20 protein-coding genes and 1 tRNA gene are annotated in these 21115 nt (G+C 70.2%); 8 read left to right on the plus strand and 13 right to left on the minus strand.

The annotated features are described in order from the left end of the window. Nucleotides 1-30 precede the first annotated feature (30 nt). Entirely contained in the window at nt 31-483 is a 453-nt protein-coding gene (locus ACZ60X_RS01105) for a hotdog fold thioesterase (RefSeq protein WP_469591988.1), read from the plus strand. A gap of 42 nt (nt 484-525) precedes the next feature. Next, entirely contained in the window at nt 526-1224 is a 699-nt protein-coding gene (locus ACZ60X_RS01110) for a haloacid dehalogenase type II (protein ID WP_469591990.1), read from the plus strand. A 498-nt stretch (nt 1225-1722) separates the two neighbouring features. On the opposite strand, the gene ACZ60X_RS01115 is transcribed toward ACZ60X_RS01110, so the two are convergent. The 12 genes from ACZ60X_RS01115 to ACZ60X_RS01170 form a co-directional block, all read right to left on the minus strand. Then, entirely contained in the window at nt 1723-2526 is an 804-nt protein-coding gene (locus ACZ60X_RS01115) for a 4'-phosphopantetheinyl transferase family protein (protein WP_469591992.1), read from the minus strand. Next, on the minus strand, nt 2523-3257 hold the full coding sequence (locus ACZ60X_RS01120) for a ceramidase domain-containing protein (RefSeq protein WP_469591994.1): 735 nt from the start codon (nt 3255-3257) through the stop codon (nt 2523-2525). The genes ACZ60X_RS01115 and ACZ60X_RS01120 overlap by 4 nt, the downstream gene beginning before the upstream one ends. Next, nucleotides 3254-4558, minus strand: coding sequence for a cation:proton antiporter (locus tag ACZ60X_RS01125; protein WP_469591997.1), 1305 nt, complete (start codon nt 4556-4558; stop codon nt 3254-3256). The genes ACZ60X_RS01120 and ACZ60X_RS01125 overlap by 4 nt, the downstream gene beginning before the upstream one ends. After that, entirely contained in the window at nt 4555-6024 is a 1470-nt protein-coding gene (locus ACZ60X_RS01130) for a DHA2 family efflux MFS transporter permease subunit (RefSeq protein ID WP_469591999.1), read from the minus strand. Before ACZ60X_RS01130 ends, ACZ60X_RS01125 begins: the two co-directional genes overlap by 4 nt. 63 nt (nt 6025-6087) lie before the next feature. Beyond that, the gene (locus ACZ60X_RS01135) at nt 6088-7464 is read right to left on the minus strand and encodes a GNAT family N-acetyltransferase (protein WP_469592001.1); all 1377 of its coding nucleotides are present in this window, start codon (nt 7462-7464) and stop codon (nt 6088-6090) included. 115 nt (nt 7465-7579) lie between these two features. Then, a complete protein-coding gene (locus ACZ60X_RS01140; RefSeq protein ID WP_469592004.1) occupies nt 7580-8134 on the minus strand; it encodes an RBBP9/YdeN family alpha/beta hydrolase in 555 nt (184 codons plus the stop codon). Between the two features lie 2 nt (nt 8135-8136). Then, nucleotides 8137-9852 carry a chloramphenicol-biosynthetic FADH2-dependent halogenase CmlS gene (gene cmlS / locus ACZ60X_RS01145; protein WP_469592006.1) on the minus strand — a complete coding sequence of 572 codons (1716 nt, stop codon included), beginning with the start codon at nt 9850-9852 and terminating at the stop codon, nt 8137-8139. Between the two features lie 43 nt (nt 9853-9895). Continuing rightward, complete coding sequence (locus tag ACZ60X_RS01150) at nt 9896-10537, minus strand: LbetaH domain-containing protein (RefSeq protein WP_469592008.1); 642 nt, start codon at nt 10535-10537, stop codon at nt 9896-9898. After that, on the minus strand, nt 10534-11910 hold the full coding sequence (locus tag ACZ60X_RS01155; RefSeq protein ID WP_469592010.1) for an ANL family adenylate-forming protein: 1377 nt from the start codon (nt 11908-11910) through the stop codon (nt 10534-10536). The genes ACZ60X_RS01150 and ACZ60X_RS01155 overlap by 4 nt, the downstream gene beginning before the upstream one ends. Continuing rightward, nucleotides 11910-12608: an SDR family NAD(P)-dependent oxidoreductase gene (locus tag ACZ60X_RS01160; RefSeq protein ID WP_469592012.1), complete on the minus strand. Its 699-nt coding sequence runs from the start codon at nt 12606-12608 to the stop codon at nt 11910-11912. The genes ACZ60X_RS01155 and ACZ60X_RS01160 overlap by 1 nt, the downstream gene beginning before the upstream one ends. A gap of 2 nt (nt 12609-12610) precedes the next feature. Continuing rightward, the gene (locus ACZ60X_RS01165) at nt 12611-13510 is read right to left on the minus strand and encodes a GNAT family N-acetyltransferase (RefSeq protein ID WP_469592014.1); all 900 of its coding nucleotides are present in this window, start codon (nt 13508-13510) and stop codon (nt 12611-12613) included. Between the two features lie 34 nt (nt 13511-13544). Continuing rightward, nucleotides 13545-13868 carry a hypothetical protein gene (locus tag ACZ60X_RS01170; protein ID WP_469592017.1) on the minus strand — a complete coding sequence of 108 codons (324 nt, stop codon included), beginning with the start codon at nt 13866-13868 and terminating at the stop codon, nt 13545-13547. Between the two features lie 687 nt (nt 13869-14555). On the opposite strand from ACZ60X_RS01170, the gene ACZ60X_RS01175 reads away from it, so the two are divergent. From ACZ60X_RS01175 to ACZ60X_RS01195, 5 genes are all read left to right on the plus strand, one after another. After that, nucleotides 14556-15773, plus strand: a complete 1218-nt coding sequence (locus ACZ60X_RS01175) for a branched-chain amino acid ABC transporter substrate-binding protein (protein ID WP_469592019.1) — start codon at nt 14556-14558, stop codon at nt 15771-15773. Between the two features lie 106 nt (nt 15774-15879). Continuing rightward, nucleotides 15880-16809: a branched-chain amino acid ABC transporter permease gene (locus tag ACZ60X_RS01180; RefSeq protein ID WP_469592021.1), complete on the plus strand. Its 930-nt coding sequence runs from the start codon at nt 15880-15882 to the stop codon at nt 16807-16809. A 4-nt stretch (nt 16810-16813) separates the two neighbouring features. Further along, complete coding sequence (locus ACZ60X_RS01185) at nt 16814-18568, plus strand: branched-chain amino acid ABC transporter permease (protein WP_469592023.1); 1755 nt, start codon at nt 16814-16816, stop codon at nt 18566-18568. Between the two features lie 52 nt (nt 18569-18620). Continuing rightward, entirely contained in the window at nt 18621-19472 is an 852-nt protein-coding gene (locus tag ACZ60X_RS01190; protein ID WP_469592972.1) for an ABC transporter ATP-binding protein, read from the plus strand. Beyond that, entirely contained in the window at nt 19469-20185 is a 717-nt protein-coding gene (locus tag ACZ60X_RS01195) for an ABC transporter ATP-binding protein (protein WP_469592025.1), read from the plus strand. The genes ACZ60X_RS01190 and ACZ60X_RS01195 overlap by 4 nt, the downstream gene beginning before the upstream one ends. A gap of 59 nt (nt 20186-20244) precedes the next feature. On the opposite strand, the gene ACZ60X_RS01200 is transcribed toward ACZ60X_RS01195, so the two are convergent. Next, nucleotides 20245-20901, minus strand: a complete 657-nt coding sequence (locus tag ACZ60X_RS01200; RefSeq protein ID WP_469592027.1) for an ANTAR domain-containing response regulator — start codon at nt 20899-20901, stop codon at nt 20245-20247. Nucleotides 20902-21001: 100 nt separating this feature from the next. Here ACZ60X_RS01200 and ACZ60X_RS01205 point away from each other — a divergent pair. Continuing rightward, nucleotides 21002-21076: transfer RNA gene (locus tag ACZ60X_RS01205), tRNA-Leu, on the plus strand. Nucleotides 21077-21115 lie beyond the last annotated feature (39 nt).

Consider the following 21115-nt stretch of genomic DNA (forward strand, 5'->3'; position numbering starts at 1 on the left):
GACAGCTGGACGACGAACGGAGCCGGGCCCATGGGTGAGCAGCAGCAAGTGACGTTCCCGCAGGAGGTCGTCGACGAGTACGCGGCGCTGGGTGTCGACCTGGCCGCCCTGTTCTCGGCCGGACACCTGGGTACGCGCATGGGTGTGCAGATCGTCGAGGCCTGCGCGGACAAGGTCGTCGGGACCATGCCGGTGGAGGGCAACACCCAGCCGTACGGCCTGCTGCACGGCGGCGCCTCCGCGGTGCTGGCGGAGACCCTGGGCTCGGTCGGTGCCATGCTGCACGGCGGCAGCTCGAAGATAGCGGTCGGCGTGGACCTGAACTGCACGCATCACCGCGGGGTCCGCTCCGGCCTGGTGACCGGGGTGGCCACACCCGTGCACCGGGGCCGGTCCACGGCGACGTACGAGATCGTGATCAGTGACGAGGAGGGCCGCCGGGTGTGCAGCGCCCGGCTGACCTGCCTGCTGCGGGATGCCTGAGCAGAGGACCGAGGGCCCGGCAGGGGCCGGAGAAGGGGAGCCATGTCCGCAGGGAAGCACGGGGACCGGCCGGTGCTGGTCTTCGACGTCAACGAGACCCTCAGCGACTTCACCGCGCTCAGCGCCCGCTTCGAGGAGATCGGGGCCCCCGCCGGGCTGATGCCGACGTGGTTCGCGGGGGTGCTGCGGGACGGGTTCGCGCTGACGGCGGCGGGCACGTACGCCGACTTCGCGGCCCTCGCGCTGGACGGTCTGCGCACGCTGCTGCCGGGCGTCCCCGGGTGGACCGGGAACGTCGAGAAGGGCGCCCGGCACGTCCTGGACGGCCTGGCCGAGCTGGAGGTGCACCCCGATGTCCCGGAGGGGGTACGGCGGTTGAGTGACGCCGGGTTCCGGCTGGTGACGATGACCAACGGCGACGCCGGCCTGACCCGGCGGCTGCTCGACCGGGCGGGCGTGGCGGACCGCTTCGAGGCTCTGCTGGACGTGGGCGGCCCCCGCTGCTGGAAGCCGGCCCCGGCCGCGTACCGCTACGCGGTCGAGCAGGTCGCGGTGGCGCCGGAGCAGGCCCTGATGGTCGCCGTGCATCCGTGGGACCTCGAGGGCGCGCAGCAGGCGGGCCTGGGCGGGGCGTGGCTGTGGCGGGACGGTACGCCGGACTATCCGCGCAGCATGTCCCGGCCCGCGTACGCCGTACGGGATCTCCTGGCACTGGCAGAGGCCCTGAAGGCCGCGCGGTAGGCACCCCGCCGCACAGCCCTTCGGCGGCGCCCCACCCGGCCACGGCCTCTCCGCGGCCAGTTACGGCTCCGTGACCGACCACGAGATCTCGCCTCGGCCCCCACCTGCCGCGACCTCACCATGGCCGGCCGCGCCTCCCCGTGACCGCCCCGCCGTCTTCCCGCCTACCACGGCCTCTGTGACCGGCCGCGCCCCGCCATGCCCGGCCACGGCCCCTACCACCGACCGGATCCCTGCCCCCACCCACTCACCACCCGCACGACCGACCGGAACCCTGCCCCCACCCGCTCACGCCCCGCACAGCCGACAGGAACCCCGCCCACACCCGGCCGCGGCTTGCCCGACCGGCCGCGCGCCGCCCCGTCCGGTCGCGGCCGGCGCCATGGCTGACCACGGCGGCCACCACCCCCTTGGCCCTAGCGGTCTCGCCATGGCCGGCCGCGGCCTCCCCTCCCGCCGCAGGCCGGTCGCCGGTCCGCGCCGCCGCGGGGCGGTTGCCTACGGATGGTCCCAGCTCGCCGGTGGCAGGATGCGGTCGATCGGCGCCGTGGTGGCCAGTGCTCCGCGGTGGTCGGTGCGCAGCGGGCCGGCCGGGGGCAGGTCGAGGAGGTGGACGGGGTCCGGCGGCCAGCCGGCGGGGAGATCGCCCGCCGGGCGCAGGGTCGGTCCGGTCGCGTCGAGATGGGCGAAGCGGGCGGCGAGCCCGCGGCCGGCCAGCTTGCTGCCCGCCTCCTTGCGCGTCCACAGCCGGACGAAGGCCGCCGCACGCGCGGCCTGCGGCAGGCGGGCCAGTTCCCGCCGCTCCGCGTCCGTCAGTGCCTTGCGCGCCAGGCGGAGGGCGGTCCGCGGGTCGGGCACGGTGTCGACGTCCACGCCGACGAGGCCCTCGGAGACGACTACGGCCAGCACCCAGTCCCGGGTGTGCGCGACCGAGTAGTCCAGCCGTCCGGCCGCCGCGGGGAACCGGGGCCGTCCGTGTCCGGCTCCGCAGTGCGCGCAGGTGCGGTCGATCCGCAGCCGGTGGGGCGGGGTGCCCAAGTAGTGGCTGCCGAGGGCGCGTTGGAGGCCACGCGAGGTGACGTACGTGGCGCGCGGGGGCCCGGCCGGCAGCGTGTCCGCGCGTGCGGCCTCCTCCTCGGTGAGCAGCGCACGGAACGCGGCGGAGGCGGAGGCGGGCCACGCCCACAGGTGGCAGTCGCCGGGCCGGGGCGGCACACCGGCCGCCGCCGCGCGGGGGCCCGCCCCGGGCGGCGCACCGGCGGGACCGTGCCCGGCACGGACCGCCGCCCGGGGCTCGCTCACCGGCCGACGGACAGCGACGTGCCGGCCGGGTCGGTGCCCTCGGTGTCCGCGGCGGCCGTCCGGGCGCGCCAGCGGTGGATGAGCGCGCGGGAGGTCAGGTACACCAGCAGGCCGTCGCCGAGGTGCCAGACGAAGTGGGTGCCGATGGGCAGCGAGCCGCAGACCCGCTCGTCCAGGGTGCGGGCGGCCAGGGCGACGACGAACACCAGCGTCGACCAGGCGAAGGAGGGGGCGTGGGCGCGCAGTTCGGCGTCGCGCGAGGCGCGCAGGGTCACGGTGATGGCGATGAGCAGCAGCAGGACGGGGACGTATGTGCCGGACCTGTTGGGGATGTACGGGCCCGCCACGGCGATGAACACGGCCAGGAAGACGATGAAGGCGCCGACGCCGAGCACGCACCGCTTCAGGGGCTGGCCGTAGAACCAGAGCAGGAAGCTGCCGAAGTACCACAGGACGTACAGGCCGATCGGTGCGACGTCCAGGACCTGGGCCCAGCGGGTGGCGATGGTGTGGAAGGCGAAGCTGCCCAGGCCGATGCAGACCATCAGCGGGGTGGTGAAGGCGATGCTGACCGGTATCTTCCGGCCGGTGACGCGGTCCGGGGCCAGCATCCGCCAGATTGCCCAGGCGGCGATGAGGAAGGAGACGTTGCTGATCGCGTCGACCGGCTCGGACCAGAAGGCCGATGAGGTCCGTTCGCAGTAGTCGTCGACGTGCTCGTTGAGGTTCATCGGCTGTTTCCTGTCGGTTCCTTGTCGGATTCCCGCTCCGCGCGGGCGCTCGCGCGGTCCTCTCGCGACGGCCGGGACACCTCGTCGGCCGGCTCCGCGGCGACGGCGACGGCGAAGCGCCTGGTGTCCAGCACCGGTCCGGCCATCGCCGTGGTGAGCACGGCCATGACGACCATCATCGAGTAGACGGTGCCGTTGATCAGACGGAGTTCGAGGCCGACCGAGAGGATGACCAGCTCGGTGAGGCCCCGCATGTTCATCAGCGCCGTCAGCGGCAGCGCGAGCCTGTGGTCCAGCCCGGACAGCCGCGCCCCGCCGTACACGCCGGCCGCCTTGCCGGCCACCGCCACGACGAGGATGACGACGAGCGTCAGCAGGGCCGACAGCCCGAAGCCGTTCAGGTCGACCTTCGAACCGGCCACCACGAAGTACAGCGGCAGCAGCAGCGCGCCGACGTGGTTCGCGCCCTCGATCACGTGCAGGCGCAGTTCCTCGAAGCCGCCGCGGGGCATGACGGCACCGAACGCGAACGCGCCGAAGATGTAGTGGACGCCGAGCCATTCCGCGGCCCCGCAGGACATCAGCAGACCCACGATGAGGATCGGGAACAGCGCGAGGGGCGGGGTCCCGCGGTCCGCGCAGCGGCGCAGCAGCCGTCCGAGCAGCGGTCGTACGACGGCCAGGAGGAGCAGGACGTACCCGGGCAGCAGGCTGATCCGCCACTGCGAGGCGGTGCCGAACAGCGCCACCACGCCGGCCAGCGCCACCCAGGCCACCAGGTCGCCGAAGGCCGCGGCGGCGAGGGCGAGGCCGCCGAGCGGGGTGGCGGTCAGCCGGCGGTCCGAGAGCACGCGGGCCAGCACGGGGAAGGCGGTGACGGACATGGCGATGCCGAGGAAGAGGACGAACCCGGCCTTCGGTCCGGGGGCGTACCGCCCGGCGAGCGGCAGTGCCAGGAGCACGCCCAGGGCGAGCGGTACGACGACCGAACCCGTGGCGACGCCGAGCGCGCTGCCCTTCAGGCCGCGCAGCAGGGTGTGCTCCAGCTCGTAACCCACGACGAACATGAACAGGGCGAGGCCCAGCGCGGCGAGCGCGCCCAGCAGGGGCTGGACGTCGGCGGGCATCAGGGTGTGCCGCACCGATGCGGGCAGGACGAGCGGGCCGCAGGCCACGCCCGCGACGATCTCGCCGACGACGGCGGGCTGGCGCACCCTGCGGGCGAGGGCGCCGAAGAGTTTGGCCACCGCCAGCAGGGCGGACAGGCTGAGGAAGTAATGCACGGCCGTTGTGCCGTTCACGGGTTCACCGCCACGGAGGTCGAGGGCTGGGCCTGTGGGGCCGGACGCTCGGCGCGGACGATCAGCGCGGCGACGAGAGCGCCGAGGGCGAGCAGGGCGACGGGCAGGTAGACGGCGTCCGCCAGGGCGCTGCCGAAGGCGGACCGCAGGGCCCTCGGGACGCTGGTACTCCCGTCGGTGCCCGCGGCGACGTCGGCGGGCAGTCCCCGGGCGGCCATCCGGGACGCCACGACGGCGCTCACGGCGGCGCTGCCGAGGACGGAGCCCACCTGGCGCACCGCGTTGTAGACGCCCGCGCCCGCGCCGGCCCGCCCGGCCGGCAGCCGGAGCGTGGCGGCCACGGCGAGCGAGGGCCAGATGCAGGCGTTGGCGGTGCCGGCCAGGGCCGCGCCGACGAGGAAGAGACCGACGGGCGAGTCCGGTGTCATCAGGAGCGCGAACCCGGCGAGCGTGGCCGCGAACAGCGCGAGGCCGGTCACGGGCGCCACGCGCGGATGCAGCCGGTCCCCGAACAGACCGATGACCGGGACGAACACGATGGCCAGCAGGGCCATGGGGGCGAGCAGCAGTCCCGCCTTGGTGCCGGGCAGGTCGCGCACCGACTCCAGGTAGAGGTAGAGCGGCACCATCACGGCGGCCACCGCGGCGGCGGCGAGGCCGACGGCCAGGGCGGCCGCCGCGAAGGCGCGGTCGCGGAAGATGCCGAGCGGCAGCAGCGGGTCTGCGGTGGTACGGGCCTGATGGGCGACGAAGACGGCGAGGAGGGCGACGCCGGCCGCGACCGACCACCAGGTCCAGCCAGGCCGGCCCTGACTGCCGCCCTCCTGGATGCCGAGGACGAGCAGCGACATGCCGACGCTGCTGAGGACGAGGCCGGTCAGGTCGAAGCGGTGGGTGTGCGCGGGCAGCGCCGGTACGTAGCGGACGGCCAGCACGAACCCGGCGACGCCGACGGGGACGTTGACGTAGAAGATCCACTCCCAGCCCGCCCGGTCCACGAGCAGTCCGCCGAGCAGCGGGCCGACCAGGTTGGCGAGCCCGGCGACGGCGCCCCACAGGCTCATCGCGGCGCTGCGCCGCTCGGGCGGGAAGGTCCGGGTGATCACGGCCATCGTCTGCGGGGTCACCAGGGCCGCGCCGACGCCCTGCACCGCGCGGGCGGCGATGAGCGCGCCGATGGAGGGGGCCAGTCCGCAGGCCAGGGAGGCGGCGGTGAACAGGGCGAGGCCGGCGAGGTAGACCCGCTTGGGCCCGAAGTGGTCGCCCAGCCGGCCGGCGGGCAGCAGCAGCGCGGCGAAGGTGAGCAGATAGGCGCTGGTGGCCCAGACGAGGGAGGTGACGTCGGCATGGAGACTGTCCATGATCACCGGGTTGGCGACGGCCACGATGGTCATGTCCAGCACCACCATGAAGTAGCCGACGATCAGCGCGATCAGCGCCGGCCACGGACGGGATCGATCGGCCACGAAAGGTCCTCACAGAAGCGTGACGGCAGGGGTGCCGGAAAACGGGAGTAGGGGGCGTGCGGCTCACAGGAGGCGGCTGACGGCCCGCTTCACCCAGAAGGGGATCGTGCCGAGGCCGTGCACGAGCCGGGTGAGCGCGCCGGGCGGGGAGGTGCGCATGTGGTGGTCGAGCACCGGCCCGAACACGACCTGCCAGTACGGCCAGCGGCGGCCGAGCCGGCCGAGCTGCTCGCCGATGTCGATCGCCATGACGTGCACGGTTTCCTTGCTGTACGGATGCGTCTTGACGATGGGCAGCCGGCGGCCGCCGATCCGCTCGTACGCCGGGACGAGCTTGTCGATGGCGTCCAGCACCAGGTAGCGGCAGTCGAGGTTGAACGCCAGCCGGGCCGTCTCGCGGAACAGCGCGAGGACGACGCCCGCGCCGCGGTGTTCGGGGTCGATGGCCAGCCGGGACACCTCGACGAACCGGCCGCGCCAGATGTGCACGGGCAGTCCGGCGGTGCCGGTCTCGATCTCGCTGAGGCCGCGGTCGCCGCCGTTGACCACGACCCGGCCGGTGCCCACCGGCTTCTCCCCCAGCAGACACAGGAAGGTGACGGCGTGGGCGTCGAGGTCGTCGGCCACCTCGGTGCTGTCCTGCACGCCGGCCAGCCGGCCGAAGCGCTGGTTGCCGGCGAGCCGGACGTCGAGGGCCTGACGGTGTGTCAGCTCGTCGGCCACGGTGCGCACCGACAGGTACCGGGTCATCCGGGACGGCCGCACCCCAGCGTCGCGCAGCTCGGCGAAGCCGAAGTCCGGGTCCGTGCCGACCAGGACGGTCGCGCTGGTGCGCACCGATTCCCGGTCCACGATCCGGAAGCCGAAGCGGGCGCCGTCGGCCTCCTCGCGGCAGTCGGTCAGCTGGGCGGTGAGCCGCCAGTGGCCGAGCCAGGGCAGCCAGGCCTCCAGTGTGACGGCCATGCCGGGCGCCAGGCAGCGGCCGGGGTCGTCGGCCCGGAACTCCCCGTGGTAGGGCGAGAGTCGCAGCAGGTCGACCTCCGCCCGCCGGCCGAACAGCACGGCGCTGTCCAGTCGGGCCGGGATCGGCCGGGGCAGCGGCCGGGTGCGGCCGGCGCCGGCCGGGAAGCGCGCCACGACACGACCGGAGTCCTCGTCGAGGGTGTAGTCGGTGGTGAACACGGGCACCAGCCGTCCCCGGCGCAGCCGCGCGGCGTCGGCCCGGAAGGCGAGGGCCAGCCGTCCGCCGGGCGCGAGGCGGGCCGGCCGGTCCGGCCCGGGGACGGACAGCACGAGGGTGCCGTCGGCGCTCCGCTCCTCCAGTACGGCCGTCACCCGGTGCCGGCCCGTCCAGACCAGCACCTCCGGGCGGTGCAGGTCGGTCTTCCAGTACGCGTACGCGGCCTCGCGTTCGACCGACTCCGCGCGAACAAGTTCCATCGTCTGTCGCTCTCCGCTCAAGCGCTTCGCTGGAAGGGCCGTGCTCGGGAATGCCCCGGGTGCCGGTGTCCAGGCGGTTCCCCACGCCCCGGTGGGGCGCGGGGAACCGTTCCGGTCAGCCCGCGAGGTGGTGCCGGAAGAGGGTCCAGCCCTCTGCCCAGTCGCCCAGGCCCGCCGAGGCGTTGATATGGCCCTTGGGGCCGATGTTCACCAGGGGGGCGCCGTGGCGTTCGGCGACCGCGGCGGCGTGCTCCACGGTGCCGTACGGGTCGTCCTCGCTCGCGACGACGACGACCGGGAAGGGCAGCGCGGCCCGGTACGCGGCGGCGCTGAAGCCCTCCGCGGCGGCGGGGAAGTTCTCCCCGTCGGGGTCCGGGACGGCGACCAGGAAGGCACCGGTCACGTCCCCGGCCTCGCCGGCCTGTTCGCGGGCCCATTCGCCGAGCAGCGTGCAGCCCAGGCTGTGGGCGATGATCACCTTGGGGCCCGGCACCGCGGCGAGCGCGTCGGCCAGGTCCTTCACCCACGTGTCGCGGACGGGACGGTCCCAGGAGTCGTGCTCGACCCACACGCTGTTCTGTGCCTCGCGCTCGTACCACTGGCGCTGCCAGTGGTCGGGGCCGGAGTTGTCGATGCCCGCGAGGAACACGAAGGTCGGATTCTGTGCCACGGTCACACCTCGTACTCGACGCCCACGCCGTCGAAGCGCAGGCGGTCCTGGATGAACACGGGCTCGTCGTTCTTGTCGAACCCGGTGAGCAGCCCCGCCTCCATCAGCCGGATGACGATCTGCGAGCTGAGCTCCTGCCGGCCGAGGTCACCCAGCTGCCGGATGACGTCCTTGTAGGAGACGGTCTCCTTCAGCAGGGTCTCGAAGACCTCGCGGTGGGGCTCCTCCAGCGGCCACTTCACCATGTCCTGGCCGCTCTCGTTGGCCAGCACCTGCTTGGGCTCCAGCCGGAAGCTGAGCGGCTCGATCTTGTAGTACGGCTTGAGCCGGACCTCGGTGCCGTTCCACTGGAGCCGCTTGATGCTGTTGAGCTGCTTGGTCAGCCGGCTGATCCAGCGGACCCGGGCGACGTTCAGCTCGTCGTCGCTGAACTCGTCGCTCAGTTCCTGCCGCTGGTGCCGGCCGATGGCGATCATCGTGGAGGCGCGGTCCCGGAAGTCGGCCACCGACCAGTCGTCGTTCGCGTGGTCGGTCGCCACCAGCCGGTCGAACCAGCTCTTGCGGGTGAGCCGCTCGTCGTCGGCCTCGCTGATCCGGCGTTTGGTCCAGAACTCCGACTCGGGCTCGGTGAAGGAGGCGAACGTGTAGAAGGAGGCGAGGAACTCGTGGTACTGCTCGTAGGTCTCGCGGTAGGTGCGGTTGTACCAGGCGTGCACCTCCTCCCGCTCGTCCTCGTGCGCGGTGATGCGGTCGATCGCCGCGGCGGCGGAGACGGCGGACTGGCTGGCGAGGTGGACGCCCTGCGAGAACAGCGGGTCGGTGAAGCAGGCCGCGTCGCCGCAGAGGAAGAACCGGTCGCGGGAGAAGAGGTCGGACTCGTACGACCAGTCGTGGACGATGCGCACCTCGTCGGCCATCTCGGCGTCGCCCAGCAGGGCCGTGGCCCGCTCGGCCTTGGCGAGGGTCTCGCGGTAGAAGCGCTCCGGGCCCAGCTCCTTGACCTCGGCAGCCTTGGACCGGTCGACCACCAGGCCGACGCTGTACAGGTCGTCCTTGACCGGGATCATCCAGACCCAGCCGTCCTCGAAGGTGATCGAGTACGTGGTGCCCTTCAGGTCGCCGGTGAAGGGGTCCTCCATCCGGAAGTACGACCAGATCGCGAAGTTCTTGTAGAACTCGTCGTAGCGGCGCACCTTGAGCTGGCGGGCCAGCGGGCTGCCCGAGCCACCGGCGTCGATGACGAAGTCGCTGGTGACCGTGCGCGTGGCGTCTCCTTCGCGCACGGTGAGGGTGACCGAGTCGGTCGCCGAGATGTCGACCTGGGTGACCGGGGTGCCCTCGTGCACGAAGATGCCGCGCTCGCGGACCTCGTCCACCAGGAGCTGGTCGAACTCCTCGCGCTTGACCTGGATGGCGTGGTCGAAGACCCACGGCGAGGTGCGGGGCGTGGTGAACGAGAACGTCCACGGCGCCTGGTCCTGACCCCACAGGAAGGTCGCGGACGGCTTCTTCACGTAGTTCCGGGCGTCGATCTTCTCCTGCAGGCCGAGCCGGTTGAGGATCGACAGGGTGCCGGGCAGGAACGATTCGCCGACGCGGTAGCGCGGGAAGTGGTCCCGCTCGAAGACCTCTACGTCATGACCGAGCTTCTGCAGGGTCAGTGCGGCCACACAGCCGGCGGGACCCGCGCCGATGATGGAAACCTTCGCTCGCTTCACTACTGCTCTCCTCGGAGGGCTTCAGGGGACTGGTCAGAGGGCTTCAGAGGGACTTGATGGACTTGATCCGGCTCGGGGCGAGGTACGAGAACCCGCTCGCGGCGTCCTCGAAGAGGCTGAGGCCGGCCTGGAAGCGGCACTCGCCGCCGATCTCCACTCCGGGTGCGACCGTGCAGCTGAGCCCGAAGAAGTTGTCGTCGCCGATCCCGACGCTGTTGCCGCAGTGGAAGTTGGGGGCGACGAAGTTGTTCGACCCGATCCGGGAGTGGTGCCCGAAGCTGCTGCGGTAGTTCACGACGTTGAAGTCGCCGAACGTCGTGTTCACACCCACGTAGTTGTCGGGGCCGATGATGTTGCCGCTCCCGCGCAGCGCCGCGGGCTCGACGCGGGACGACGGGTGGACGATGTTCTCCGCCACCAGGCCGTGTTGGGTCACGACCTCGTCGATCAGCTTCCGGCGCAGGCCGACGTCCGACAGGGCGAGCACGACCCGGGTGCCGGGCTCGGGCGTGAAGCCGGCGAGCGGCACGGTGAGTCCGGCCGGGGCGTGGGCGGGCTCGCCGTCGACCGCCACGTACCGCAGGATGCGGTAGCCGGCCTCCGGGTCGGCGGCGGTGACGTCGTCGACGTACCGGGCCACCTCCAGGGCGAACTTGCCCGCCCCGATGAGGACGAGGTCCCTCACGGCAGGATCCTCCGCTTCTTGAACCGCTCGGAGACGGCGAGTTCCTCGACCACCTGCACCTTGCTGGGGATCTTGAACGGCTCGACCTTGCCGTCGAGGAAGTCCTGGACGTGCCGGCGCGCCTCGGCACGGCTCAGCGCGCCGGTGGGCTTGATGTCGGCACAGACCGACTGTCCGGTGATGGAGTTCGGCCTGCCGTACACCACGCAGTCGGCGATCAGCGGGCTGCCCAGCAGCAGGGACTCCAGCTCCAGTGGGAGTACCTTCTCGCCGCCGACGTTGATGATCTCCTTGGCGCGGCCCTTGACCTTGAGGTAGCCGTCGGCGTTCTCCTCGACCAGGTCGCCGGTGCGGAACCAGCCGTCCTCGGTGAGCGAGTCGCTGGGGTAGTTGAGGTAGCCCATGAACTGGGTCCGGCTCTTCAGCTGCAGTTCTCCGTCGACGATGCGGTAGCGCACGTTCTCGTCGGAGATCTTGAAGTAGGTGCTGCTGGAGGACTCGCTGGTCGTCGTCGAGATGCCGGTCTCGCTGGTGCCGAAGGTCTGCAGCAGCCGGGCGCGCGGGAGCGCCTCGTGCACGCGCCGCAGCAGTTCCTCGGGCATGGGCTCGGTGCCGTAGGTGATCAGCCGCAGGCCGGAGAGGTCGAACTTCTCGGTGTAGCCGCCGATCAGGATGAGGTTGAGGAAGGTGGGGCTCGTGGGCAGCAGCCGGATGCCGTAGGTCTCGACCAGGGCGCAGATCTCGTCCGGCGTGCGCCGCTCGGGGACGACGGCGGTGCCGCCCACCTTGAGGACGCCGAGCAGCGAGTTGATGCCGCCGATGTGGTCGAAGAGCAGGAACATCAGGATGTTCGGCGCCTTGGCGCCCACCCGGGTGCCGGTGCCGACCTTCTCCTCGACCAGGGAGTCGAGGTTGTGCAGGATCGCCTTGGGCGCGCCGGTGCTGCCGCTGCTGAGCAGGACCAGGCCGGCCGCTCCGGCCTCGATCAGGGGCCGGTAGGCGTCGGCTCCGTCGGCCGGGCCGGTCAGGGGCTCGATGGCCGGCTCGCCGTGGCCGTCGTCCCCGTCGGGCTTGAACAGGTGCCGGGGGTGGCAGGATCCGGTCACCGTGGCGAGGGTGCTCTCGGTGAAGGTCACGACCGGCACCACGATGTTCCGGCCCAGATAGAGCGCGAGGAGCGCGGCGATCGAGCGGAAGGAGAAGTCGGCGTTGAGGACGACGACGTCGTGCGGGCGCACCCCGGCCGCGGCCAGCCGCTGCTCGACCCGCCGGATCTCCGCGACCAGGTCGCGGTAGGAGTGGGTGACCCCTCGGTGGATCACGGCCGGGCGGTCCCCGAAGTGATCCAGCTTCTCGATGAGTTGACTGCGCATCAGTTCACTCCGCCCAGGAAGAGCGTCTCGCCGGTGACGAACCCCGACCGCTCGGAGATCAGGAACTCGACGGGCCCGACGAGGTCCGCCATCGTGCACATGCGTTTGATCGCCTGCCGTTCGATCAGGGAGTCGACCATCCCTTCGGGGAGGGTCCGGGTGAGCACGGTCCGCACCGGGGGCAGGCCGAGGCCGTTGACCCGGATGCCGAAACCGGCCAGTTCCTTGCTCATGACCCGCGTCAGCTGCTCCACCGCGGCCTTGCTGGCCGAGTAGACCAGCTGGCCGTCCAGCGCCCAGGGCACCGCGACGGTCGAGACGTTGAGGATCGCCGCCGAGCCGCCGGGACTCTTCTGCAGGAGCTTCGTCCCCTCACGGCAACAGCTGAGCAGCGAGAAGAAGTTGAGGTCGAAGACGTCCCGGGCGACCTTCTCCGGCGTCATCATGAAGTGGTTCATGTTGGACGTGCCGGCGTTGTTCACCAGCGCGTCCAGATGACCGAACTCCCGCCGGATCTCCCGGAACATGGACTTGACCGCGCTCGCGTCGGTGAGGTCCAGCTCGTGGTGCCGGTAGCCGGGACGGTCGAGACCGGCCGGCTTCCTGCTGCATCCGACGACCTGGTGCCCCTGGTCGAGGAAGTGTTCGGCGAGGGCCCTGCCCACACCGGTGCGTGTACCGGTAATCAGAATGATCATGGTCAGTGCAGCCGGTAGCCGACCAGCAGGGGCAGGGTGTACAGCGCGGGACCGATGTCCTGCGCCTTCAGGTCCTTGGACTTGAACTGGGAGGGCACCTCCCGGGTGACGACTCGGGCGAACGCCGGGGTGCCGCGCCGGTGGACGAGGTCCGCCAGCTCGGCGTGGTCGATGACGACGAAGGCGGTCCGCAGGCGCCGGCACAGGTCCAGGCGCAGCCGGTCGACGACGTCCAGCAGCATCGGTTTGTTGCTCGCGTAGAGGATCCGGCCGAACGGGACGTACTTGCGCAACCAGAGCCTCTTGACGACGAGATAGAGGTACTCGGTGCTGCCACGCCGGGTGACGAGGTAGTGGCGGCAGTCGAGATTCTCGTGGTCGAGAAAAATTTTGCGGTCGGCCTCGTCCAGATGCTGGACGATCAGGTGCTTGCGTGTCTCCAGCCGATAGCCCGTGCCAAAGGTACGCGGAGTCGGCACGGGCAGGAACTGCAAGATCTTCGTCTCCAGGTCCTCCCACCCGAACTTCTTGCTGATGTCGTAGACAGTCCGGGTGGGCGTGTAATTGAGCAGCGTGGCCTTCCGGATCGACATCACCGGAAGGAAGAGCTTCATGCTCTCGTTCCGGTACGCATCCTTCACGAACCAGCTGTGGATCTCGCAGAATTTATGGCGGCGTCCATTGATTTCACGTTCGGTGAAGAGCGTTCCGAGGAAGCCGACGACGTCGCCGTCGTCCTCCATGACATAGCCGAAGTAGCCCTCATCACCGCCCCACTGCGGCTGGAACATTCGCTTGCGCGACTCGAAGGGAATCCATGACGAATTGAGCGTCGAATCCCTGAGCAGTGGATAGACCTGATGCAGGTCCTCCGCCACCGCTTTCCGCACCGTCACCGGCACGAGGCACTCCTCCCCCGCCGCCTCGGCGGCTTGCTCAGGCCGCGCTTCCCTGGCCGGACTCGGCGCCGGCCAGGGCCATCTCCTCCTCGATGAACTCGATCAGCTTCCCGACCCGGCTGAACGGGCTGATCCGCCGCGAGACGGCCTTCTCCGAGGTCAGCGAGATCTCGACGTCGTACTCGTCTTCGATCGCCTCCTCGATCAGGGTCAGGAAGTTGACCAGGTGCATGGAGTCGAAGACGCCCGCGTCGCCGTACAGGCTGACGTTCAGCAGATCGTCGGTCGGGATCTTCTCGTCCCGCCGCTCATTGATCTCGGCAACGACGTTGCCGATCAGTGCCAGAAGGCGGTCGTTCACGACACAGTCCTCTCCTGATGGGGTCATACGGAAGGGCTGCCGAGCGTGGCCTCGTGAAGTACCGGGCGCGACACGACGGAATAGTCAAATAATCAACGTCATATACACAACGGCAGTCCCCCGGCCACTCCGTCGTGGCACCCGATCATGCGGGACGAGCGTCCGCACGTTCGATGATCGCATTCTTATACACAGGCGGCCTCCACCACACCGGAGACCCTGTTACGAGAGCGTAAAACTTCTCCACAGAGCTGCACCTGCGACTCGGTGAGCCACCCCCTCCCACCCTCAACGGACGTAACACTCCGTAACGCATGCGCAATATTTCCGGCCAGTGCCGACCGTTCGCGGAGCGCTCTGCGTGCGCCCCTCGGGAGCCGCTCTGCGCCCCTTTACGCCCCCTTTCGATTTCCCTGGAGCGACGTGCACTTTCTCAGTATGTGGACAGCGGAACAGCGTCTTCCGAATTCAGGGACACAGGCCTCGGAAACGACTGAAAACATCCCTTATGACGGGATGGACCCCTCATGTCATAACAACAAAGTCACAAGCCCTCCATCTGCGGTGACCGGTTGCACACCCCAGGCCTAGAGTCGCCGCCAGTCACCGCTCCCACCGGGGGTTCGGTAGCGACGCGGGGCCAACACTGTCCGTTCAGGGGACGTCCCGCCGCGGAAAGGACTGATTGTGCGTCAGCGTTCTCTGGTGATCCTCACCTCGCTCCTCACCACCGGAGCACTCGCGCTCACCGCCTGCGGTTCGCGCGACAACAAGGGCAGCGGCAGCGGCAAGACGACTGTCGTGATCGGCGTGGACGCCCCCTTGACCGGTCAGAACTCCGCCACCGGACTGGGCATCGAGTACGGCGTCAAGATCGCTGCCGACGACGCCAACAAGAACAACACCGTGCCCGGGGTCACCTTCCAGGTGAAGGCGCTGGACGACAAGGCGATTCCGGCCAACGGCCAGCAGAACGCCACCGCGCTGGTCTCCGACAGCAAGGTCCTCGGTGTCGTCGGTCCCCTCAACTCCGGTGTGGCGACCTCCATGCAGCAGGTCTTCGCCACGGCCAACCTGGTCCAGATCTCCCCGTCCAACACCGCCCCGGAGCTGACCCAGGGCAAGAACTGGCAGACCAGCAAGACACGGCCGTACAAGACGTACTTCCGCACCGCCACCACCGACGCCCTCCAGGGCGGCTTCGCGGCCGAGTACGCCTACCAGACGCTGAGCAAGCGCAAGGTCTTCGTCGTGGACGACAAGCAGACCTACGGCGCGGGCCTCGCCAAGCTGTTCACCGCCAACTTCACCAAGCTGGGCGGCAAGGTCGCCGGCTCCGACCACGTCAACACCGGTGACAAGGACTTCCAGACCCTCGTCACCAAGGTCAAGAACTCCGGCGCCGACCTCCTCTACTACGGCGGCCAGTACGACGAGTCGCAGATCCTCACCAAGCAGCTCAAGGCCGCCGGCGCCAAGATCCCGCTGTTCGGCGGCGACGGCATGTTCTCGGACACGTACATCAAGACCGCCGGGGCCGCCGCCGAGGGCGACCTCGCCACCTCCGTGGGCGTGCCGGTCACCACGCTGCCGGCCGCCAAGGACTTCATCGCCACCTACAAGGCCAAGGGCTACCCGGGCGACTACGGCACCTACGGCGGCTACTCCTACGACGCCGCGACGGCGATCATCAAGGCCGTCGGCAAGGTCGTGAAGGACGGCAAGGTGCCCTCCGACGCCCGCCAGCAGATCGTCGCCGCCGTGCAGGCCTCCGACTTCGACGGAGTCGCCGGCCACGTCTCCTTCGACCAGTACGGCGACACCACCAACAAGCAGCTCACCGTGTACCAGGTCAAGGGCGGCAAGTGGGTGGCCGTCAAGAGCGGCACCTACAACCCCTCCTGATCCAAGGACCAGCCGGCGCCCGCCCGGGGCCGTGCGGCCACGACGACCCGTCCGCGCGGCCCCACCCCTCTCCCCAGTTCACGCTCCCACCCATGGAGGCCACGCGGTGAACACGCTGCCGCAACAGCTGGCCAACGGGCTGTTCCTAGGCTCGATGTACGGGCTGATCGCCATCGGCTACACGATGGTGTACGGCATCGTCCAGCTCATCAACTTCGCCCACGGCGAGATATTCATGACCGGCGGCTTCGGCGCCCTCACGGTCTATCTGAACCTGCCCGACGGCACGTCCATGTGGATCGCGCTGCCCGCCATGCTGCTCGGCGGCGTCCTCGTCTCCACCCTCGTCGCCCTCGGCGCCGAACGGTTCGCCTACCGCCCGCTGCGCGGCGCCCCCGTGCTGGCACCGCTCATCACGGCCATCGGCCTCTCCCTCGCCCTCCAGCAAGCCGTCTTCAACTGGTTCCCCAACGCCAAGTCCGCGCGTGTCTTCCCGCAGCTGCCGTTCGGCCCCTACCACCTGGGCTCGATCCGCATCCAGAGCGGCGACCTGTTCCTCATCATCGTGGCGCCCCTGTGCATGGCGGGGCTGGCGCTGTTCGTGCGCCGTTCCCGCACCGGGCACGCGATGCAGGCCACCGCCCAGGACCCGGACACCGCGCAGCTCATGGGCATCGACACCAACCGCATGATCGCCACCGCGTTCGCCATCGGCGGTCTGTTCGCCGGCATCGCGGGTGTCGCCTTCGGCCTCAAGTACGGCTCCGTCCAGTACGACATGGGCTTCCAGGCCGGTCTGCACGCCTTCACCGCGGCCGTGCTCGGCGGCATCGGCAACGTCTACGGTGCCATGCTCGGCGGGCTCGTGCTCGGCCTGGCCGAGGCCATGGCCACCGCGTACATCGCCAACATCCCCGGCATGCAGCAACTCGGCGGACAGGGCTGGGCGTCCGTCTGGGCGTTCGTCCTGCTCATCCTCGTCCTGCTGCTGCGGCCACAGGGCCTGCTCGGCGAACGCGTCGCGGACAGGGCGTGATCCCATGACCGAGACCACGCCCCTGATACCGCTGCCCCGCTCCGCCGCCCGGCTCCTCATCGCCGTCGGCGCCGTCGGGACGATCGCCAGCACCTTCCTGTCGTGGACCTGGACACCCGACTTCCCCGGCGACCTGACCGTCTACGGCTACCCGGCGGGGCTGCAGGTGATCGCGCTCGTCGCCGGCGCGCTCACGCTGCTGTTCTCCCTCACCCTGTGGAACGTGCGCGGGCTGCGCTGGCTCAACCCCGCGGGCGCCACCTCGCCGTACCTGCTGATCACGCTGTCCGGATTCGCGGTCTGCTGGTTCACCGCCATCGCCATCGCCGTCCGCCTCGGCGGCCTGGTCAACCTGGATCCGGGCGGCTACGTGGCCGCCGTCGCCTCCGCGCTGCCGGTGCTCGGCGCGCTCGCCCTGCCCCGGCCGGGCAGCGGTGTGCGCGACTACCTCACCAAGCCGGAACAGCCCGCGCCGGCCCGGCCGCTCACCGGCTGGACCCGGTACGCGGTGATCGTCGCCGGCGTCGCCGTCGGCCTGATCGCCTTCACGTACGGCATCGGCATCAACAACGACGAGAGCGAGACCTTCATCGGGTTCTGCCTCCTCGTCCTCTTCGCGGCCTGGGCGTTCGTGCACGCCGGACTCATGGACCGGTTCTCCGCCGTGTGCGCTCAGCACAAGGGCTTCGCCACCGCCGCCGCCTTCGTCGCCGCCGCGGTCTTCCCCTTCACCCAGAGCGACGACCACAACGCCAACCTCGGCGTGAACATCCTGATCTTCGGCACCGTCGCCCTCGGGCTGAACATCGTGGTCGGCCTCACCGGCCTCCTCGACCTCGGATACGTCGCCTTCCTCGGTGTCGGTGCCTACGCGGCGGCCCTGGTCTCCGGCTCCGAGTACTCCCGGTTCTCCGGCACCCAGTTCCCGTTCTGGGCCGCCGCCCTGGTGGGCATGGGCGCCTCGCTCGTCTTCGGCGTGCTCATCGGCGCGCCGACGCTGCGGCTGCGCGGCGACTACCTGGCCATCGTCACCATCGGCTTCGGAGAGATCTTCCGGATCGCGGTCAACAACATGGACGGCACCTCGGGCCCCGACATCACCAACGGCCCCAACGGCATCCCGTCCATCCCCGACCTGAAGATCTTCGGATTCGACTTCGGCGCGCAGCACGACGTCGCCGGGGCCACCCTCGGCCGGTTCGCCAACTACTTCTTCCTGATGCTGCTCATCACCGCGCTGGTGGTGCTCGTCTTCACGCGCGCCGCGAACTCCCGTATCGGCCGGGCCTGGATCGCCATCCGCGAGGACGAGACCGCCGCCGTCGCCATGGGTATCAACGGCTTCCGGGTCAAGCTCATCGCGTTCGCGCTCGGCGCCTCCCTGGCCGGTCTCGCCGGCACGGTCAGCGCCCACGTCACGTACAACGTCGTACCCAACCCGTACCAGTTCGCCGGCTCCTCACCGCCCAACTCCGCGTTCCTGCTGGCCGCGGTGGTCCTCGGCGGCATGGGCACGGTCAGCGGTCCGCTGATCGGCGCCGCCCTGCTCTACCTGCTGCCGGAGAAGCTCACCTTCCTCCAGCAGTACGAACTGCTCGCCTTCGGCCTCACGCTCGTGCTGCTGATGCGCTTCCGCCCCGAGGGGCTCATCGCCAACCGGCGCCGCCAGCTGGAGTTCCACGAGACCGGCCAGCTGGACGTGCCCGACTCACCGGACCTGCCGGACAGCACGGTCGGCGTCACCAAGGCAGGGGCGTGATCCTGTGACCACCACGGCAACCAGCACGGTCCTTCAGGCCCGGGGCGTCACCATGCGGTTCGGCGGCCTGACCGCCGTGCGCTCGGTCGACCTCACCGTGGGCAGCGGCGAGATCGTGGGCCTCATCGGCCCCAACGGCGCCGGGAAGACGACCTTCTTCAACTGCCTGACGGGGCTGTACGTCCCCACCCAGGGCACCGTCTCCTTCCGGGGCACGGTGCTGCCGCCCAAGCCGCACCTGGTGACGAAGGCGGGCATCGCCCGTACCTTCCAGAACATCCGGCTGTTCGCGAACATGACCGTCCTGGAGAACGTCCTGGTCGGCCGGCACACCCGCACCAAGGAGGGCCTGTGGTCGGCCCTGCTGCGCGGGCCCGGCTTCCGCAAGGCCGAACGGGCCTCCGAGGAACGCGCCATGGAACTCCTGGAGTTCGTCGGCCTCGCCCCCAAGCGCGACCAGCTGGCCCGCAACCTGCCCTACGGCGAACAGCGCAGACTGGAGATCGCGCGGGCGCTGGCCAGCGAGCCGGGCCTGCTGCTGCTCGACGAGCCGACGGCCGGGATGAACCCGCAGGAGACCCGCGCCACCGAGGAACTGGTCTTCGCCATCCGGGACATGGGCATCGCCGTGCTCGTCATCGAGCACGACATGCGCTTCATCTTCAATCTGTGCGACCGCGTGGCCGTCCTCGTCCAGGGGGAGAAGCTCATCGAGGGCACCTCCGACGTCGTCCAGGCCGACGAGCGGGTCGTCGCCGCCTACCTCGGCGAACCCTTCGAGGGCGATCCCGGGGCGGCGGAGGCCGCGGAGGTCGAGGCCGCCGAGGCCGCGGCGGAGACCGCGGACGCCTCCGCCGCGGACGACGCGGAGAGCACCGGCACCACCAAGGGAGAGGCGCAGTGACCGCACTGCTGGAGGTCGAGGACCTCAGGGTGGCCTACGGCAAGATCGAGGCAGTCAAGGGCATCTCGTTCAGCGTCGAGGCCGGTCAGGTCGTCACCCTGATCGGCACCAACGGCGCCGGCAAGACGACCACCCTGCGCACGCTCTCGGGTCTGCTGAAGCCGCGCTCCGGGAAGATCGTCTTCGAGGGCAAGCCGATCACGGGCGTCCCCGCGCACAAGATCGTGGCGCTCGGTCTCGCCCACTCCCCCGAGGGCCGGCACATCTTCCCGCGGCTGAGCATCGCCGAGAACCTCCAGCTCGGCGCCTTCCTGCGGAAGGACAAGCCGGGCATCGAGAAGGACGTCCAGCGCGCCTACGACCTCTTCCCCATCCTCGGGGAGCGCAGGAAGCAGGCGGCGGGCACCCTCTCCGGCGGTGAGCAGCAGATGCTGGCGATGGGCAGGGCGCTGATGTCCCAGCCGAAGCTGCTGATGCTGGACGAGCCGTCGATGGGTCTGTCACCGATCATGATGCAGAAGATCATGGCGACCATCGCCGAGCTGAAGTCCCAGGGCACCACGATCCTGCTCGTCGAGCAGAACGCCCAGGCGGCCCTGTCGCTGGCCGACCAGGGGCATGTCATGGAGGTCGGCACGATCGTGCTGTCCGGGACGGGCCAGGACCTGCTGCACGACGAGTCCGTGCGCAAGGCCTACCTCGGCGAGGACTGAACGCCGGCGGCCCCGCGCCCACAGGGGCGCGGGGCCGCTCTCGCCAGTGCCTGGGGCGACTAGCCCTTCTTCGCCGCCTTCTTCTCCTCGCTGTCCGTGATGACGGCCTCCGCGACCTGCTGCATCGACATGCGGCGGTCCATGGACGTCTTCTGGATCCAGCGGAAGGCGGCCGGCTCGGTCAGGCCGTACTCGGTCTGCAGGATGGACTTCGCGCGGTCGACCAGCTTGCGGGTCTCCAGGCGCTGGGTGAGGTCCGCGACCTCCTTCTCCAGCTGCTTCAGCTCGGTGAAGCGCGAGACGGCCATCTCGATGGCCGGGACGACGTCGCTCTTGCTGAACGGCTTCACCAGGTACGCCATGGCACCGGCGTCCCGGGCGCGCTCCACGAGGTCGCGCTGGGAGAAGGCGGTGAGCATCAGGACCGGCGCGATGGACTCCTCGGCGATCTTCTCGGCCGCCGAGATGCCGTCCAGCTTCGGCATCTTCACATCCAGGATGACCAGGTCCGGCCTGTGCTCGCGGGCCAGCTCGACGGCCTGCTCACCGTCTCCGGCCTCGCCGACGACGGTGTACCCCTCTTCCTCCAGCATCTCTTTCAGGTCGAGCCGGATCAGGGCCTCGTCCTCGGCGATGACGACACGGGTCGTCAGCGGAGGCACGTGCGACTTGTCGTCGTCGGGCGCGTCTACGGGCTGGGGCGACTCGGCGGTCACAGGGGGCTCCTCGTTCAGGCAGGGGTACTGCTGACAAGAGCCTACCTAGCTACGGTATGGTGGACGCGCGGAGGGTCGGGGGAGACCTTGGATTCTGCGAGCCCCGGTAGCCCAATTGGCAGCAGGCAACGGATTCAAAACCCGTACAGTGTCGGTTCGAGTCCGACCCGGGGCACTTTTCCTTGGATTCCAAGGTCGCATACAGAAGGCCCCT

Source organism: Streptomyces sp. NPDC104106 (assembly GCF_055584345.1).

Coding starts and splice junctions, on each gene's coding strand:
- ACZ60X_RS01105 (WP_469591988.1), top strand. CDS start 31: ATGGGTGAGCAGCAGCAAGTGACGTTCCCGCAGGAGGTCGTCGACGAG.
- ACZ60X_RS01110 (WP_469591990.1), top strand. CDS start 526: ATGTCCGCAGGGAAGCACGGGGACCGGCCGGTGCTGGTCTTCGACGTC.
- ACZ60X_RS01120 (WP_469591994.1), bottom strand. CDS start 3,257: ATGAACCTCAACGAGCACGTCGACGACTACTGCGAACGGACCTCATCG.
- ACZ60X_RS01135 (WP_469592001.1), bottom strand. CDS start 7,464: ATGGAACTTGTTCGCGCGGAGTCGGTCGAACGCGAGGCCGCGTACGCG.
- ACZ60X_RS01155 (WP_469592010.1), bottom strand. CDS start 11,910: ATGCGCAGTCAACTCATCGAGAAGCTGGATCACTTCGGGGACCGCCCG.
- ACZ60X_RS01160 (WP_469592012.1), bottom strand. CDS start 12,608: ATGATCATTCTGATTACCGGTACACGCACCGGTGTGGGCAGGGCCCTC.
- ACZ60X_RS01185 (WP_469592023.1), top strand. CDS start 16,814: ATGACCGAGACCACGCCCCTGATACCGCTGCCCCGCTCCGCCGCCCGG.
- ACZ60X_RS01190 (WP_469592972.1), top strand. CDS start 18,621: ATGCGGTTCGGCGGCCTGACCGCCGTGCGCTCGGTCGACCTCACCGTG.